General features: G+C 60.2%; 12 protein-coding genes. 4 read left to right on the top strand and 8 right to left on the bottom strand.

Annotated features, from left to right (window positions below; all coding sequences use genetic code 11):
* Nucleotides 1-46 precede the first annotated feature (46 nt).
* The 8 genes from HBO23_RS25980 to gloB form a co-directional block, all read right to left on the bottom strand.
* Nucleotides 47-328 carry a peptidylprolyl isomerase gene (locus HBO23_RS25980; RefSeq protein ID WP_010210937.1) on the bottom strand — a complete coding sequence of 94 codons (282 nt, stop codon included), beginning with the start codon at nt 326-328 and terminating at the stop codon, nt 47-49.
* 967 nt (nt 329-1,295) lie between these two features.
* Nucleotides 1,296-2,906 carry an ABC transporter ATP-binding protein gene (locus HBO23_RS25975; protein ID WP_170040268.1) on the bottom strand — a complete coding sequence of 537 codons (1,611 nt, stop codon included), beginning with the start codon at nt 2,904-2,906 and terminating at the stop codon, nt 1,296-1,298.
* A 1-nt stretch (nt 2,907) separates the two neighbouring features.
* Entirely contained in the window at nt 2,908-3,927 is a 1,020-nt protein-coding gene (locus tag HBO23_RS25970; protein ID WP_012723835.1) for an ABC transporter permease, read from the bottom strand.
* Between the two features lies 1 nt (nt 3,928).
* On the bottom strand, nt 3,929-5,002 hold the full coding sequence (locus HBO23_RS25965) for a microcin C ABC transporter permease YejB (RefSeq protein ID WP_058422335.1): 1,074 nt from the start codon (nt 5,000-5,002) through the stop codon (nt 3,929-3,931).
* Nucleotides 5,003-6,823, bottom strand: a complete 1,821-nt coding sequence (locus HBO23_RS25960) for an extracellular solute-binding protein (RefSeq protein ID WP_170040265.1) — start codon at nt 6,821-6,823, stop codon at nt 5,003-5,005.
* Nucleotides 6,820-8,649: an extracellular solute-binding protein gene (locus HBO23_RS25955; RefSeq protein WP_017136935.1), complete on the bottom strand. Its 1,830-nt coding sequence runs from the start codon at nt 8,647-8,649 to the stop codon at nt 6,820-6,822. The genes HBO23_RS25960 and HBO23_RS25955 overlap by 4 nt, the downstream gene beginning before the upstream one ends.
* A 211-nt stretch (nt 8,650-8,860) precedes the next feature.
* Complete coding sequence (locus tag HBO23_RS25950; protein WP_056859491.1) at nt 8,861-10,267, bottom strand: transglycosylase SLT domain-containing protein; 1,407 nt, start codon at nt 10,265-10,267, stop codon at nt 8,861-8,863.
* A gap of 98 nt (nt 10,268-10,365) precedes the next feature.
* Nucleotides 10,366-11,133 (bottom strand): hydroxyacylglutathione hydrolase, encoded by a 768-nt coding sequence (gloB, locus tag HBO23_RS25945; RefSeq protein ID WP_170040262.1) that lies wholly within the window; start codon nt 11,131-11,133, stop codon nt 10,366-10,368.
* Nucleotides 11,134-11,198: 65 nt separating this feature from the next.
* Here gloB and HBO23_RS25940 point away from each other — a divergent pair, with 65 nt between their 5' ends.
* The 4 genes from HBO23_RS25940 to HBO23_RS25925 all read left to right on the top strand — a co-directional run bounded on the left by HBO23_RS25940 (nt 11,199) and on the right by HBO23_RS25925 (nt 15,718).
* Nucleotides 11,199-11,957 carry a methyltransferase domain-containing protein gene (locus tag HBO23_RS25940; protein ID WP_017136933.1) on the top strand — a complete coding sequence of 253 codons (759 nt, stop codon included), beginning with the start codon at nt 11,199-11,201 and terminating at the stop codon, nt 11,955-11,957.
* A gap of 31 nt (nt 11,958-11,988) precedes the next feature.
* Entirely contained in the window at nt 11,989-12,441 is a 453-nt protein-coding gene (gene rnhA / locus HBO23_RS25935) for a ribonuclease HI (protein ID WP_017136932.1), read from the top strand.
* Between the two features lie 79 nt (nt 12,442-12,520).
* Nucleotides 12,521-13,261, top strand: a complete 741-nt coding sequence (gene dnaQ / locus HBO23_RS25930; protein WP_170040296.1) for a DNA polymerase III subunit epsilon — start codon at nt 12,521-12,523, stop codon at nt 13,259-13,261.
* A gap of 201 nt (nt 13,262-13,462) precedes the next feature.
* Nucleotides 13,463-15,718 carry an arginine/lysine/ornithine decarboxylase gene (locus HBO23_RS25925; protein WP_170040260.1) on the top strand — a complete coding sequence of 752 codons (2,256 nt, stop codon included), beginning with the start codon at nt 13,463-13,465 and terminating at the stop codon, nt 15,716-15,718.
* The last annotated feature ends 4 nt before the right edge of the window (nt 15,719-15,722 follow it).

The following is a 15,722-nucleotide window of genomic DNA, read 5'->3' as shown; positions in this document are numbered from 1 at the left end:
CCCACCAAAAGGCGGGCCGTTGTTTATAGCATCAGCGCGGACGGGATCAGTCCTGGCGGCTGGTGACTTCCAGCAGGTGGTAGCCGAACTGGGTTTTTACCGGGCCTTGCACGGTGTTGACGGGGGCGCTGAAGACGACGGTGTCGAATTCCTTGACCATCTGGCCTGGGCCGAACGAACCCAGGTTGCCACCGTCGCGGCTGGATGGGCAGCTGGAGTTGGCTTTGGCGATTTCTGCGAAATCGGCGCCGCCTTCGATCTGGGCCTTGAGTTCGTTGCACTTGTCTTCGGTGGAAACGAGGATGTGGCGGGCGGTGGCTTTGGCCATGGGGGTAACTCCTTGAAGTAAAAAGGGTGAGCCTACCGGATTCAGGTGGTTTTTTGTTGGCAAAGTTCCATCTTGTGGTGGGTTGGGTTGGGTTGATTGAGTACATATCCGTTGCTGCGGTAACGGCCACTTAGGGTTCCGCCCTTACGGCGGGTCACTTTTGGCAAACGCCCCAAAAGTAACCAAAAGGTCTTCGCCCCACCACTCGGCACCTCGCTAATGCTCGGTGTGCCCTCACTCCGGCTTGAATCCGTGGGCCGCCGCGATGGGCCATCCTTGGCCCAGCGCGGCTAACCCGGCGTCCTGCCGGGTTACCCACGGATTCAAGCCTGCGTTCGGCCATCGTGGTTAACGGGGCGCCTCAGATCAAAAGCAAGATCAAGATCTACAGCACGGCGGCCTGAAAGCCGACCTGAGTGGTTGAATCAAAAGCGAAAGGCGAAAGCGGATTTGCATACACTGAAGATCTGCTTTTCTGTGGGAGCTGGCTTGCCTGCGATGCAGACACCTTGGTGTATCAGGTACACCGAGTTGATGCCATCGCAGGCAAGCCAGCTCCCACCTTTGATCGAGTATGGCTCTGCTGTTGCTGTTGCTGTTGCTGTTGCTCCGGCTCTTACATCCTTTTCGATGACGAAGTCAGCGGTCTTTTGATCTGCGCTTTTGATCTTGATCTTGATCTGAAATCGCCCCGTTAAACACGATGGCCGGAATCTGACAGGGATTTGGGGGGTAAACCGGCAGGGATGCCGGTTTAGCCGCGCTGGGCCAAGGATGGCCCATCGCGGCGGCCCCCCAAATCACTGTCGGATTGCGGGCATGCCGAGCCATAGCGAGGCACCGAGTGTTGGGGCGAGGACCTTTTGGTTACTTTTGACTGGGCCGGCATTCCGGTCCTTGCAAAAGTGACCCGCTGTAAGAGCGGAAGCATAGGCCGCCGTTACTTAAATAACGGATATGTACACGATCAAACCACAACAGCAGGCACCAAAAACGCAGCTTCCAACAACTGCCGCGTATAAGCATGCTGCGGATCCGCAAAGATCCCCGCCGCGTCCCCCTGTTCCACCACCTGCCCATGCTTGACCACCATCAACTGGTGACTCAAGGCCTTCACCACCGCCAAATCATGGCTGATAAACAGGTACGTCAGGTTGTACTTGGCCTGCAGCCCCCGCAATAATTCCACCACTTGCCGCTGCACCGTGCGGTCCAGCGCGGACGTCGGTTCATCGAGCAGTATCAAGCGGGGCTTGAGCACCAAGGCACGGGCGATGGCAATGCGTTGACGCTGCCCACCGGAAAACTCATGGGGGTAACGATGCCGCGACTCCGGGTCCAGGCCCACTTCCTTGAGCGCTGCAATAATCGCCACTTCCTGCTCGGCCGGCGTGCCCATCTTGTGGATACGCAACCCTTCGCCAACGATCTCACTCACACACATCCGCGGGCTCAAGCTGCCGAACGGGTCTTGAAACACCACCTGCATCTCCCGCCGTAGCGGGCGCACCTGTTGCTGAGTCAAGCGGTCAAGTTGCTGGCCTTCAAAGCGAATCCCGCCTTTGCTGGCGATCAAGCGCAAAATCGCCAGGCCCAGGGTGGACTTGCCCGAGCCGCTTTCACCGACGATGCCCAGCGTCTGGCCCTGGGGCAGGCTGAAGTTGATGCCGTCCACCGCCTTGACGTAATCGACGGTGTTGCGCAAAAAGCCCTTTTTGATCGGGAACCAGACCTTCAGGTCGTCGACTTCCAGGAGTGGCGGCCCGACCTCGTTACTGGCTGGCCCACCGCTGGGCTCCGCCGCCAGCAGTTCCTGGGTGTAAGGGTGCTGGGGCGACTGAAACAGCGTCTCGCAATCAGCCTGTTCAACGATGCAACCCTGCTGCATCACACACACACGATGGGCGATGCGCCGCACCAGGTTCAAGTCATGGCTGATCAGCAGCAATGCCATGCCCAGCCGGGCCTGCAGCTCTTTGAGCAGTTCCAGGATCTTCAATTGCACGGTGACGTCGAGGGCCGTGGTCGGTTCGTCGGCGATCAGCAGTTCGGGCTCGTTGGCCAACGCCATGGCGATCATCACCCGCTGGCGCTGGCCGCCGGACAGTTCGTGGGGCAGGGCTTTGAGGCGCTTGTGCGGCTCGGGGATGCCCACCAGTTCAAGCAGTTCCAGGGTGCGCCGGGTCGCGACTTTACCGGTCAGGCCTTTGTGCAGGCCGAGCACTTCGTTGATCTGCTTCTCGATCGAATGCAGTGGGTTCAACGAGGTCATTGGCTCCTGGAAGATCATCGCAATGCGGTTGCCGCGAATATGCCGGATGGTTTTCTCTTTGAGGGTCAGCAGATCATGCCCGGAATAGCTGATGGTGCCGGCCGGGTGCCGCGCCAGCGGGTAGGGCAACAGGCGCAGGATCGAGTGGGCGGTCACCGATTTGCCCGAGCCGCTTTCGCCGACCAGCGCCAGGGTTTCGCCGCGCTTGATATCGAAGCTGACATTGTTGACCACGCGGTGATGATGCTCGCCGGTGACGAACTCGACGCAGAGGTCGCGGACTTCGATCAGATTGTCCTGATTCATCTCATTTCCTCGGGTCGAAGGCATCGCGAGCGGACTCGCCGATAAACACCAGCAAACTCAACATGATCGCCAACACGGCAAACGCACTCATGCCCAGCCACGGCGCTTGCAGGTTGGATTTGCCCTGGGCCACCAGTTCGCCCAGGGACGGCGAACCGGCCGGCAGGCCGAAACCGAGAAAATCCAGGGCGGTGAGGGTGCCAATGGCACCGGTGAGGATGAACGGCATGAACGTCATGGTCGAGACCATGGCATTGGGCAGGATATGCCGGAACATGATCGCGCCGTTCTGCATGCCCAGCGCTCGGGCGGCACGCACATATTCCAGGTTGCGCCCGCGCAGGAACTCGGCGCGCACCACGTCCACCAGGCTCATCCACGAAAACAGCAACATGATGCCCAGCAGCCACCAGAAGTTGGGCTGCACAAAGCTGGCGAGGATGATCAGCAGGTACAGCACCGGCAAACCCGACCAGATCTCCAGGAAACGCTGGCCGGCCAGGTCGACCCAGCCGCCATAGAAACCCTGCAAGGCGCCAGCGATGACGCCGATGATCGAGCTGAGCACGGTCAGCGTCAGGGCAAACAGCACCGACACACGAAAGCCGTAGATCACTCGCGCCAGCACATCGCGGCCCTGGTCGTCGGTGCCCAGCAGGTTCACCGAAGACGGCGGCGCTGGCGCGGGGACTTTCAGGTCGTAGTTGATGCTCTGGTAGCTGAACGGGATGGGCGCCCACAGCGTCCAGGCGTCCTTGGCCTTGAGCAGTTCCTGGATATACGGGCTTTTGTAGTTGGCCTCCAGCGGGAATTCGCCGCCAAACGTGGTCTCCGGGTAGCGTTTAAGCGCCGGGAAATACCAGCCACCGTCGTAATGGACTGCCAGCGGTTTATCGTTGGCGATCAACTCGGCGCCCAGGCTGAGCACGAACAGAATCAGGAACAGCCACAGCGACCACCAGCCACGTTTGTTGGCTTTGAAACGCTCGAACCGGCGGCGATTGAGGGGGGACAGGTTCATCTCAATGCTCCCGGCTGGCGAAGTCGATGCGCGGATCGACCAGGGTGTAAGTGAGGTCGCCGATCAGTTTCACGATCAGCCCCAGCAGGGTGAAGATAAACAGCGTGCCGAACACCACCGGGTAATCGCGGTTGATCGCCGCTTCAAAGCTCATCAGGCCCAGGCCGTCGAGGGAAAAGATCACCTCGACCAGCAACGAGCCGGTGAAGAAGATCCCGATAAACGCCGAGGGGAAACCGGCAATTACCAGCAGCATGGCGTTACGAAACACGTGGCCGTAAAGCACGCGGTGGTTGGTCAGGCCCTTGGCTTTGGCGGTGACCACATACTGTTTGTTGATTTCGTCGAGGAAGCTGTTTTTGGTCAGCAGGGTCATGGTTGCGAAGTTGCCGATCACCAACGCGGTGACGGGCAGGGCCAGGTGCCAGAAATAATCGAGGATCTTGCCGCCTACGCTCAGTTCCTCGAAGTTGTTGGACGTCAGCCCACGCAAGGGGAACCAGTCCAGGTAACTGCCGCCGGCAAACACCACGATCAGCAGGATCGCGAACAAAAACGCCGGGATGGCATAGCCGACGATGATCGCCGAACTGGTCCACACGTCAAAGTGGCTACCGTGCCGCGTGGCCTTGGCGATGCCCAGCGGGATCGACACCAGGTACATGATCAGCGTGCTCCATAGCCCGAGGGAGATGGACACTGGCATCTTTTCCTTGATCAGGTCGATGACCTTGGCGTCGCGAAAGAAGCTGTCGCCAAAATCCAGTCGTGCATAGTTCTTGACCATGATCCACAAGCGTTCCGGCGCCGACTTGTCGAAGCCGTACATCTTTTCGATTTCCTTGATCAGCGCCGGGTCCAGGCCCTGGGCGCCGCGGTAGCTGGAACCGGCCACCGAGACCTCGGCGCCGCCACCGGCAATGCGGCTGGTGGCGCCGTCGAACCCTTCGAGCTTGGCGATCATCTGCTCCACCGGGCCACCGGGGGCGGCCTGGATGATGATGAAGTTGATCAGCAGGATCCCGAACAGTGTGGGGATGATCAGCAACAGGCGGCGAACAATATAGGCCAGCATTTAATCGCCTCCGCTCGCCGGATCGGCGTTCTGGACAGTGTCGACGGCAGGTTTGGCCCACCAGGTGGCCGTGCCGACGTCGTAACGTGGCGGGACTTTGGGGTGGCCCAAGTGATCCCAGTACGCCACGCGGTAAGTCTTGATGTGCCAGTTGGGAATCACGTAGTAGCCAAACTGCAAGACCCGATCCAGCGCCTTGGCATGGTCGACCAGGCTTTGGCGCGAGTCGGCGTTGATCAGTTCTTCGACGAGTTGGTCGACCACCGGGTCCTTGAGGCCCATGTAGTTGCGGCTGCCGGATTTGTCGGCGGCGGCGGACGACCAGAATTCGCGCTGCTCGTTACCCGGCGAGGTGGACTGCGGGAAGCTGCCTACCAGCATGTCGAAGTCCCGCGAGCGCAGGCGGTTGATGTATTGCGAAACGTCAACGCGGCGGATTACCAGGTTGATCCCAAGGTCTGCCAGGTTGCGCTTGAAGGGCAGCAGCACCCGTTCGAAATCGGTCTGGGTCAACAGAAACTCGATGTTTACCGGCTTGCCGGTGGCGTCGACCATCTTGTCGTCGACGATCTTCCAGCCAGCCTCCTGCAACAGCTGGTAAGCCTCACGCTGCTGGGTACGGATCATGCCGCTGCCGTCGGTTTTGGCCGGCTCGAAGGCTTGGGTGAAGACTTCGGCGGGGAGCTTGTCGCGAAACGGCGCCAGGATGGCGGTTTCCGCCGGGCCGGGCAGGCCGGTGGCGGCCATCTCCGAGTTTTCGAAGTAGCTGCGGGTGCGGGTGTAGGCGCCATTGAACAGCTGTTTGTTGCTCCACTCGAAATCCAGCAGCAGGCTGATGGCCTTGCGCACCCGCACATCCTGGAACATCGGTTTGCGCGTATTGAACACAAACCCCTGCATGCCGGTGGGGTTGCCGTTGGGAATTTCTTCCTTGATCAACCGGCCCTGGGCCACGGCCGGAATGTTGTAGGCGTTGGCCCAGTTCTTGGCGCTGAATTCCAGCCAATAGTCGAACTGCCCGGCTTTCAAGGCTTCCAGCGCCACGGTGCTGTCACGGTAGTAGTCGGTGATGCGGTTATCGAAGTTGTAGAAGCCCTGGGTCACCGGCAGGTCTTTGGCCCAGTAATCCTTGACCCGCTCATAGCGCACCATGCGTCCCGGTTTGACCTCGGCGACCTTGTACGGCCCGCTGCCCAGCGGTATTTCCAGGTTGCCCTTGGCAAAGTCGCGCGTTGCCCACCAATGCTTGGGCAATACCGGCAGTTGGCCGAGGATCAGCGGTAATTCACGGTTATTGGTGCGTTTGAACTTGAACAGCACACGCAGCGGGTCTTCGGCGACCACTTCTTCGACGTCGGCGTAATAGTTGCGGTAGAGCGGCGAACCGTCCTTGATCAGCGCCTGGAAGGTGAACACCACGTCTTCGGCCCGGATCGGGTGGCCATCATGGAAGCGCGCTTCGGGGCGCAGGTAGAAGCGCACCCAACTGTTATCCGGAGCCTTTTCGATCTTGCCGGCCACCAGGCCGTACTCGGTGACGGGCTCGTCCAGACTTTGCATGGCCAAGGTGTCGTAGATCAGCGGCAGGTTGTCTGCGGGCACGCCCTTGCTGATGTAAGGGTTGAGGCTGTCGAAGCCGCCCATGCTCGATTCACGGAAGGTGCCGCCCTTGGGCGCGTCGGGGTTTACATAGTCGAAATGCTTGAAGTCGGCGGGGTACTTGGGTGGCTCGCTGTACAGGGTCAGCGCATGTTGCGGCGCGGCATTGGCTGCGCCGCACGCTAACAAGGCGCCAAACAGGGCGGTGCGCAAGGTCATCATTGGGCTTTCTCCGAAGCTTTCAGCCACCACGCGCTCAAACCCAGGCTATAGGGCGGCGTGGTGACAAAGGCGAACCGGTTGCGGTACGCCAAGCGATGATAGTTGAGGTACCAGTTGGGAATACTGTAGTGCTGCCACAGCAGCACCCGGTCGAGGGCGCGGCCGGCGGCCAATTGTTCTTCGCGGGTCTGCGCCGCCAGCAGTTGGTCGAGCAGGTGGTCGACCACCGGGTTGGCGATGCCGGCGTAGTTTTTGCTGCCCTTGATGGCCGCCTGGCTGGAGTGGAAGTACTGCCACTGCTCAAGGCCCGGGCTCAAGGTCTGGTTGAGGGTGATCAGGATCATGTCGTAGTCGAACTGATCCAGGCGCTGCTTGTATTGCGCCCGGTCAACCGTGCGCAGGCGCGCGTCGATGCCGATACTTTTGAGGTTTTCGACGTAGGGCTGCAGGATGCGTTCAAGGTTCGGGTTGACCAGCAGAATCTCGAAGCGCAGCGGTTGGCCCTTGCTGTCGAGCAGGCGCTGGTCTGAGAGTTTCCAGCCCGCTTCGCCGAGCAAGGCCAGGGCGCGGCGCAACGTCTCGCGCGGGATGCCGCGGCCGTCGGTCTGCGGCAGGCTGAAGGCTTGAGTGAACAGGTTGGGCGGCAACTGGTCGCGGTAGGGCGAGAGCATCAGCCATTCATGCCCCACTGGCACGCCGGTCGCAGAAAACTCACTGTTGGGGTAGTAACTGAGCGTGCGTTTATAGGCGCTGCTGAACAGGGTGCGGTTGGTCCATTCAAAATCGAACATCAACCCCAGGGCTTCACGCACTTTGGTCTGGCTGAAGATCGGCCGCCGCGTGTTCATGAACAAGCCCTGGCTCTGGGTCGGGATCTGGTGGGCGATCTGCGCCTTGATCACGTCGCCGCGGTTGACCGCGGGGAAGTTGTAGCCAGTGGCCCAGTTCTTGGCCTGGTGTTCGATATAGAGGTCGAATTCACCGGCCTTGAAGGCTTCGAAGGCCACGTCGCTGTCGCGGTAGAACTCCACTTCGACCTTGTCGTAGTTGTAGAACCCCTGGTTGACCGGCAGGTCTTTGCCCCAGTAATCCTTGACCCGCTCGAACACCAGCTGGCGGCCCGGGGTGACCTTGGTGATGCGATACGGCCCGCTGCCCAAAGGCGGCTCGAAGGTGGTGGCCTTGAAGTCGCGGTTCTTCCAGTAATGCTGGGGTAGAACCGGCAGTTCGCCCAGACGCAGGATCAGCAGTGGGTTGCCGGCGCGTTTGAATACAAAACGGATGCGATGGCGGTTGAGAATGTCGACCCGCGCCACTTCCTGCAGGTTGGTGCGGTACTGCGGGTGGCCTTCGGTGAGCAGGGTGCGATAGGAAAATGCCACGTCATAAGCGGTGATCGGCTTGCCATCATGGAAGCGCGCTTCCGGGCGCAGGTTGAACACCACCCAACTGCGGTCCTCGCTGTACTCCACCGATTGGGCAATCAGCCCGTAGCTGGAGGTGGGCTCGTCACCGGACGGCGCGTACTGGCCGGTGCCGACCATCAGCGGTTCGTTCAGCTCGTTGACGCCGTATTGCAGGAAATTGGGCGTGGAAACCGGGCTGGTGCCCTTGAAGGTGTAGGGGTTGAGGGTATCGAAGGTGCCAAATGCCATGACCCGCAATGTCCCGCCTTTGGGCGCTGCAGGGTTTACCCAGTCGAAGTGGGTGAATTTGGCCGGGTACTTGAGTGTGCCGAACTGCGTGTAACCGTGGCTCTCGGTAATCGTCGCGTTCGCAGCAAAGCTCAAGGCCAGACTTATTAGTAGAAGGAGGGGACGCTTCAAGTCAGAGATCCGATCCAGGCGGCTTGGGCTTTATGATCGGTACAGTAACAGCTTGTTCCGGTTGGAAAAAGGTGGCTGAAACCACTGGAGATCCAATGTGGGAGCGGGCTTGCTCGCGAATGCAGTGTGTCAGTCAACAGAGATGTTGAATGTGCCACCGCTTTCGCGAGCAAGCCCGCTCCCACATTTGCTCCCCAGTGTTCTTGAGGGGTTAGCGCGGCCCGGAAACCACCAGCATCTGCCCCGGCTTCAACGCCTGGCCAGTACGCGGGTTCCAACGCTTGAGATGTTGCATCTCGACGTTGAAGCGCTTGGCGACGATGTACAGCGAGTCGCCTTTCTTGACCTTGTACTGCACCGGTTTCTTGCTGCTGGCCACCAGTTTGCGGGTGTCCTGCATCACCAGGGTCTGGCCGACCTTGAGGGCCTGGCCATTGAGTTTATTCCAGCGCTGCAGGTCATGTACATCGACCTTGTTCGCCTTGGCGATCAGCGTGAGGTTGTCGCCACTGCGGACTTTGTAGTTGCGGGTACGCCCGGCCACCCGTGTGCTCTCAACTTCGTCGAACACCTGCTTTTTCGGGCGCATCGCCAGCAATTCTTCGGGCTTCATCGTCGAAAGGGTGCTGGTGAGCAACTGCGCCTTGGAGCTTGGCACGAGCAAATGCTGCGGGCCGTCCAGGGTGGTGCGTTGTTTCAGGGCCGGGTTGAGCTGGAACAGTTCGTCTTCGTCGATCTCGGCCAGCGCGGCAACCCGGGACAGGTCCATGCTTTGCTTGACTTCAACCACTTCGAAGTACGGCGTGTTGGCAATCGGGCTCAGGTTGACGCCATAGGCCTCGGGGGCCAGCACCACTTGGGACAGCGCCAGGAACTTGGGCACGTAGTCCTTGGTTTCCTGGGGCAGGGGCAGGTTCCAGTAGTCGGTGGGCAGGCCGAGCTTTTCGTTGCGCTCGATCGCCCGGCTGACCGTGCCTTCGCCGGCATTGTAGGCCGCCAGGGCCAGCAGCCAGTCGCCGTTGAACATGTCATGCAGGCGCGTCAGATAGTCCAGGGCGGCGGTGGTGGAGGCGGTGATATCGCGGCGGCCGTCGTAGGCGCGGGTCTGGCGCAGGTTGAAGTAGCGCCCGGTGGAGGGGATGAACTGCCACAGGCCGACCGCATCGCTGCGCGAATAGGCCATCGGGTTGTAGGCACTTTCGATCACTGGCAGCAGCGCCAGCTCCAGGGGCATGTTGCGTTCTTCAAGGCGTTCAACGATGTAATGAATGTAGAGGCTGCCGCGTTCTCCGGCGTTCTCTAAAAAGGACGGGTTGCTGGCGAACCACAAGCGTTGTTGCTCGATGCGCGGGTTCACACCCAGGCCGTCCTGCAATTGAAAGCCCCGGCGCATGCGTTCCCAGACATCCTGGGGCACTTCGGGGCTAGGCTTCTCTGAGAGCCAAATAGGTTTTTGCTTGATCTTGGCAGCAAGATTGGGTTTGGGTTGCACGGTGGATTGTGCAGCGAAATTGGTCGATTGGCAGCCCGCCAGAGTCGCGGAAACGGCCACCGCCACGGCTTGAGCCAGGCGGGTCAATGCGTCTGAAGAAATGGATTTACGAATAGATGACGACATTGGCTGGAAGTAAGTTCCGGGCAAAAATGTCGGGCGATTCTAGAAAGCGCTTTGGTTCCGGTCAACCATTCAGAAATTCCGTATCAGATTGCATCCGCTTAGAACTTATCTTTCCAAGCCCTCAAGCTAGCAAACACCTCGGCCCCAGTGCGGTTGTCGCGACCGTTCCGTTCGTCCGCTTTTTGTTTAACGGATGTTTCGGCGGTACGCAGGAAAGGGTTAGTACGTTTTTCCAGGGTCAGGTTGGAGGGAAGTGTCATTTCACCACGGGCGCGCAATTGCTTGACGGTCTCGACGCGTTCGGCGATATCGGCATTGTCCGGTTCCACGGCCTGGGCAAATTTGAGGTTACTTTGCGTGTACTCATGGGTGCAGTACACCAGCGTGTCGGCGGGCAGGGCGGCCAGGCGCGCAAGCGAGGCGTGCATTTGTTCCGGGGTGCCTTCGAACAGGCGCCCGCAGCCGGCGGCAAACAGGGTATCGCCACAAAACAGCACGCCCTGGTGGTAATAGGCGATATGGCCGAGGGTGTGGCCGGGCACGCTATAAACGTCGAAGTCCCAGCCGAGCGCGTTGATGCGCGCGTTATCGTGCAGGGCCACGTCCCGCGCCGGGATCTTTTCGTTCGCCGGGCCGTAAACCTTGGCGCCGGTTGCATGTTTGAGCTGTTCGACGCCGCCGACATGATCATGGTGGTGGTGGGTGATCAGGATGTCGCTGAGCCTGTACCCAGGGTTTTGCTTGAGCCAGGCCAGCACCGGCGCGGCATCGCCGGGGTCGACCACGGCGCAGCGTAGGGTATCAGGGTCTTGTAACAACCAGATGTAGTTATCGGTGAAGGCGGGCAGGGCACTGATCTGTATCATTCTTCGATTCGCCAAGCTGAACACTTTGGTGCATCTTAGAACGTCTAGGCGAATTGGAGAATGCAATGACTGATAAAGCGTTCGCCCAGGCCGATCCTGAATGGCTGGCCCTGATCAGCGCAGCCCGTGATTGGCTGTCCGGGCCGATCGGGCAATTTTTGCTGGACGAAGAGCGGCGCATGCTCGAAGACGAGCTGGGCCGGTTCTTTGGTGGCTACCTGGTGCACTACGGCCCGTCGGCCCAGACGCCGCCCGCTGCGCCGCAGGTGCAACGCAATGTGCGCCTGGGCGCGCCGTTGCCTGGGGTCGAGATTGTGTGCGAGGAACAGGCCTGGCCGCTGAGCGAACATGCTGCCGATGTAGTGGTGCTGCAGCACGGCCTGGATTTCTGCCTGTCGCCCCACGGTTTGCTGCGCGAGGCCGCCAGCAGCGTGCGCCCAGGTGGCCATTTGCTGATCATCGGCATCAACCCCTGGAGCAGTTGGGGCCTGCGCCATGTGTTCGCCCATGACGGCCTGCGCCAGGCGCGCTGCATCGCGCCGTCGCGGGTGGGCGACTGGTTGAACCTGCTGGGCTTCGCGCTGGAGAAACGCCGCTTCGGGTGCTATCGTCCGCCGCTTGCGTCTGCCAAGTGGCAAGGACGGCTGGCCGGCTGGGAGCGCCGGGCGGGTGCCTGGCAACTGTCGGGCGGTGGCTTCTATTTATTGGTCGCGCGCAAGATCGTGGTCGGGCTGCGGCCGGTGCGGCAGGTCGCGCGTCAGCCCATGGGCAAGCTGGTGCCGATGCCGATGGCCAAGGTCAACCGCAAGCAGAGCGAACCGTAACCCCTCTTTTTGATTGAAGACCGAGCAACTGATGACCGATACCGTAGAACTCTTCACCGATGGCGCCTGCAAGGGCAACCCTGGCCCCGGCGGATGGGGCGCGTTGCTGGTGTGCAAAGGTGTGGAGAAGGAACTGTGGGGCGGCGAAGCCAACACCACCAACAACCGCATGGAGCTGATGGGCGCCATTCGCGGCCTGGAAGAACTCAAGCGTCGCTGTGACGTGCTGTTGGTGACCGACTCGCAATACGTGATGAAGGGCATCAACGAGTGGATGGTCAACTGGAAGAAGCGCGGCTGGAAAACCGCGGCCAAAGAGCCGGTAAAGAATGCCGACCTGTGGCAACTCCTCGATGAGCAATGCAACCGCCATGACATCACCTGGAAATGGGTACGCGGCCACATCGGCCACCCGGGCAACGAGCGCGCCGATCAATTGGCCAACCGTGGCGTGGATGAAGTTCGGGGCTACAAACAGAGCTGAGCCGGCTGACGTGTTAACATCGCGCCCCTTGATTCACACCACACTGCACACCACCGTTGAGAGCTGAACCCTGATGGCCATCCGATCTGTTGTACTCGATACCGAAACCACCGGCATGCCGGTGACCGATGGTCACCGGATCATTGAAATCGGCTGTGTCGAATTGATGGGTCGCCGCCTCACCGGGCGTCACTTTCACGTCTACCTGCAACCGGATCGTGACAGTGACGAGGGCGCAATTGGCGTCCACGGTATTACGGATGAATTCCTCAAGGGCAAGCCGCGCTTTGCTGAAGTGGCGGACGAGTTTTTCGAGTTCATCAACGGCGCTCAACTGATCATCCATAACGCGGCGTTCGACGTCGGGTTCATCAATAACGAGTTTGCCCTGATGGGGCAGACCGAGCGTGCGGATATCGCCCAGCACTGCTCGATTCTCGATACCTTGATGATGGCCCGTGAGCGTCACCCCGGCCAGCGCAACAGCCTGGATGCGTTGTGCAAACGTTATGGGGTTGATAACTCTGGCCGTGAATTGCACGGCGCCTTGCTCGACTCCGAGATTCTCGCCGACGTTTACCTGACCATGACCGGCGGGCAGACCAGCCTGTCCCTGGCCGGTAATGCTTCCGATGGCAGCGGCTCGGCGGAAGGTTCGGGCAACCGTCCTTCGGAAATCCGCCGTTTGGCGGCGGATCGCAAGCCGACCACCATCATCCGTGCCAGCGAGCAGGATCTGGCTGAGCATGCGGCGCGCCTGGAAGCGATTGCCAAGTCGGCGGGCGCGCCGGCGTTGTGGTCGCAACTGACTCAGCAATAATCACGGCTGAACACGATTAAAAAATGTGGGAGCTGGCTTGCCTGCGTTGGCATCAACTCGGTGTGCCTGAAGTACCGAGGTGCCTGCATCGCAGGCAAGCCAGCTCCCACAGTAGATTTGCGTCGTCTGTAAAATCTTCATTCGCCACATCCCCTCCCAGCTTCTACCCTGAGTGCATAGCCCTCAGGACTCAAAGCACTCATGTACAAAGACCTGAAGTTCCCTGTTCTTATCGTGCACCGTGACATCAAGGCCGACACCGTTGCCGGTGATAGGGTCAGAGGCATCGCCAGGGAGTTGGAACAAGAGGGCTTCAGTATTTTTTCTGCGGTGGATTACGCCGAAGGCCGATTGGTGGCTTCTACCCATCATGGCCTGGCGTGCATGTTGATTGCCGCCGAGGGCGCTGGCGAAAACACCCACCTGCTGCAAAACATGGTCGAGCTGATTCGCCTGGCGCGGGTGAGGGCGCCCAACCTGCCGATCTTTGCCCTGGGCGAGCAGGTCACCCTGGAAAACGCGCCGGCCGATGCCATGAGCGAGCTCAACCAACTGCGCGGCATTCTGTACCTGTTCGAAGACACCGTGCCGTTTCTGGCCCGCCAAGTGGCTCGCGCTGCACGCGCCTACCTTGATGGCTTGTTGCCGCCGTTCTTCAAAGCGCTGGTGCAGCACACGGCCGATTCCAACTATTCCTGGCACACCCCCGGCCATGGCGGCGGTGTGGCTTATCGCAAAAGCCCGGTGGGGCAGGCGTTTCATCAATTCTTTGGCGAAAACACCCTGCGTTCGGACTTGTCCGTGTCGGTGCCGGAGCTGGGGTCATTGCTCGATCACACCGGGCCCTTGGCCGAAGCCGAAGCCCGCGCGGCGCGTAACTTTGGCGCCGATCACACGTTCTTTGTGATCAACGGCACCTCGACGGCCAACAAGATCGTCTGGCATTCCATGGTCGGGCGCGATGACTTGGTGTTGGTGGATCGAAACTGCCACAAGTCGGTGCTGCATTCGATCATCATGACCGGCGCGATCCCGCTGTACCTGTGCCCGGAGCGCAATGAACTGGGGATTATCGGCCCGATCCCCTTAAGCGAATTCAGCCCCGAGTCGATCCGCGCCAAAATTGAAGCCAGCCCCTTGACCCGTGGCCGGCCGGCGAAAGTGAAACTGGCGGTGGTCACCAACTCCACCTATGACGGACTGTGCTACAACGCCGAACTGATCAAACAGCAACTGGGCAACAGTGTCGAGGTGTTGCACTTCGACGAGGCCTGGTACGCCTACGCGGCCTTTCACGAATTCTTTGCCGGGCGTTATGGCATGGGCACCTCGCGCACACCGGACAGCCCGCTGGTGTTCACCACCCACTCGACCCACAAATTGCTCGCGGCCTTCAGCCAGGCGTCGATGATCCACGTGCAGGACGGTGGCGCGCGCCAGCTGGACCGCGACCGCTTCAACGAAGCCTTCATGATGCACATCTCCACTTCGCCGCAATACAGCATCATCGCCTCGCTGGATGTGGCTTCGGCGATGATGGAAGGCCCGGCCGGGCGCTCGCTGTTGCAGGAGATGTTCGACGAAGCCCTGAGCTTTCGCCGTGCCCTGGCCAACCTGCGCCAGCATATTGCTGCCGAAGACTGGTGGTTCTCCATCTGGCAACCACCGTCGGTGGCCGGCATCGACCGGGTCGCCACCGCGGATTGGCTGTTGCACCCGCAGGATGACTGGCATGGCTTTGGCGATGTGGCCGAAGACTATGTGTTGCTGGACCCGATCAAAGTCACTTTGGTGATGCCCGGCCTCAACGCCGGTGGCGCCTTGAGCGACTGCGGAATTCCCGCCGCAGTGGTCAGCAAATTCCTCTGGGAACGGGGGCTGGTGGTGGAAAAGACCGGTTTGTATTCCTTCCTGGTGTTGTTCTCCATGGGCATTACCAAAGGCAAATGGAGTACCTTGCTCACCGAATTGCTGGAGTTCAAGCGCAACTACGACGCCAATGCCAGCCTGGCCAGTTGTTTACCCTCGGTGTTCAAAGAAGGCCCGGCACGTTATCAAGGCCTGGGTTTGCGTGACCTGTGCGACCAATTGCATAGTTGTTACCGCAGCAACGCCACCGCCAAGCACCTCAAGCGGATGTACACCGTGTTGCCGGAAATTGCGATGAAACCGGCCGATGCCTACGACCAACTGGTCAGGGGTGAAGTCGAAGCCGTTTCCATTGACGCCTTGCCAGGACGCATCGCAGCCGTGATGCTGGTGCCTTATCCGCCGGGCATCCCGTTGATCATGCCGGGCGAGCGCTTTACCGAGTCGACACGCTCGATCATCGACTATCTGGCATTTGCCCGTACGTTCGATAGCAGTTTCCCCGGTTTTGTCGCCGATGTTCATGGGTTGCAACACGAAGATGACGGCAGTGGCCGTTGTTACACCGTCGATTGCATCAAGGGTTAAGGAT

Origin of the sequence: Pseudomonas sp. WS 5532, from assembly GCF_012985445.1 — a bacterium.
Taxonomy (GTDB): domain Bacteria; phylum Pseudomonadota; class Gammaproteobacteria; order Pseudomonadales; family Pseudomonadaceae; genus Aquipseudomonas; species Aquipseudomonas edaphica.
This window is presented reverse-complemented; position numbering and strand designations above follow the sequence as displayed.

Bases quoted from the DNA above. Each gene is read 5' to 3' on its own strand.
- HBO23_RS25980 (WP_010210937.1), bottom strand. From the start codon at position 328: ATGGCCAAAGCCACCGCCCGCCACATCCTCGTTTCCACCGAAGACAAG.
- HBO23_RS25975 (WP_170040268.1), bottom strand. From the start codon at position 2,906: ATGAATCAGGACAATCTGATCGAAGTCCGCGACCTCTGCGTCGAGTTC.
- HBO23_RS25970 (WP_012723835.1), bottom strand. From the start codon at position 3,927: ATGAACCTGTCCCCCCTCAATCGCCGCCGGTTCGAGCGTTTCAAAGCC.
- HBO23_RS25965 (WP_058422335.1), bottom strand. From the start codon at position 5,002: ATGCTGGCCTATATTGTTCGCCGCCTGTTGCTGATCATCCCCACACTG.
- HBO23_RS25960 (WP_170040265.1), bottom strand. From the start codon at position 6,823: ATGATGACCTTGCGCACCGCCCTGTTTGGCGCCTTGTTAGCGTGCGGC.
- HBO23_RS25950 (WP_056859491.1), bottom strand. From the start codon at position 10,267: ATGTCGTCATCTATTCGTAAATCCATTTCTTCAGACGCATTGACCCGC.
- gloB (WP_170040262.1), bottom strand. From the start codon at position 11,133: ATGATACAGATCAGTGCCCTGCCCGCCTTCACCGATAACTACATCTGG.
- HBO23_RS25940 (WP_017136933.1), top strand. From the start codon at position 11,199: ATGACTGATAAAGCGTTCGCCCAGGCCGATCCTGAATGGCTGGCCCTG.
- rnhA (WP_017136932.1), top strand. From the start codon at position 11,989: ATGACCGATACCGTAGAACTCTTCACCGATGGCGCCTGCAAGGGCAAC.
- HBO23_RS25925 (WP_170040260.1), top strand. From the start codon at position 13,463: ATGTACAAAGACCTGAAGTTCCCTGTTCTTATCGTGCACCGTGACATC.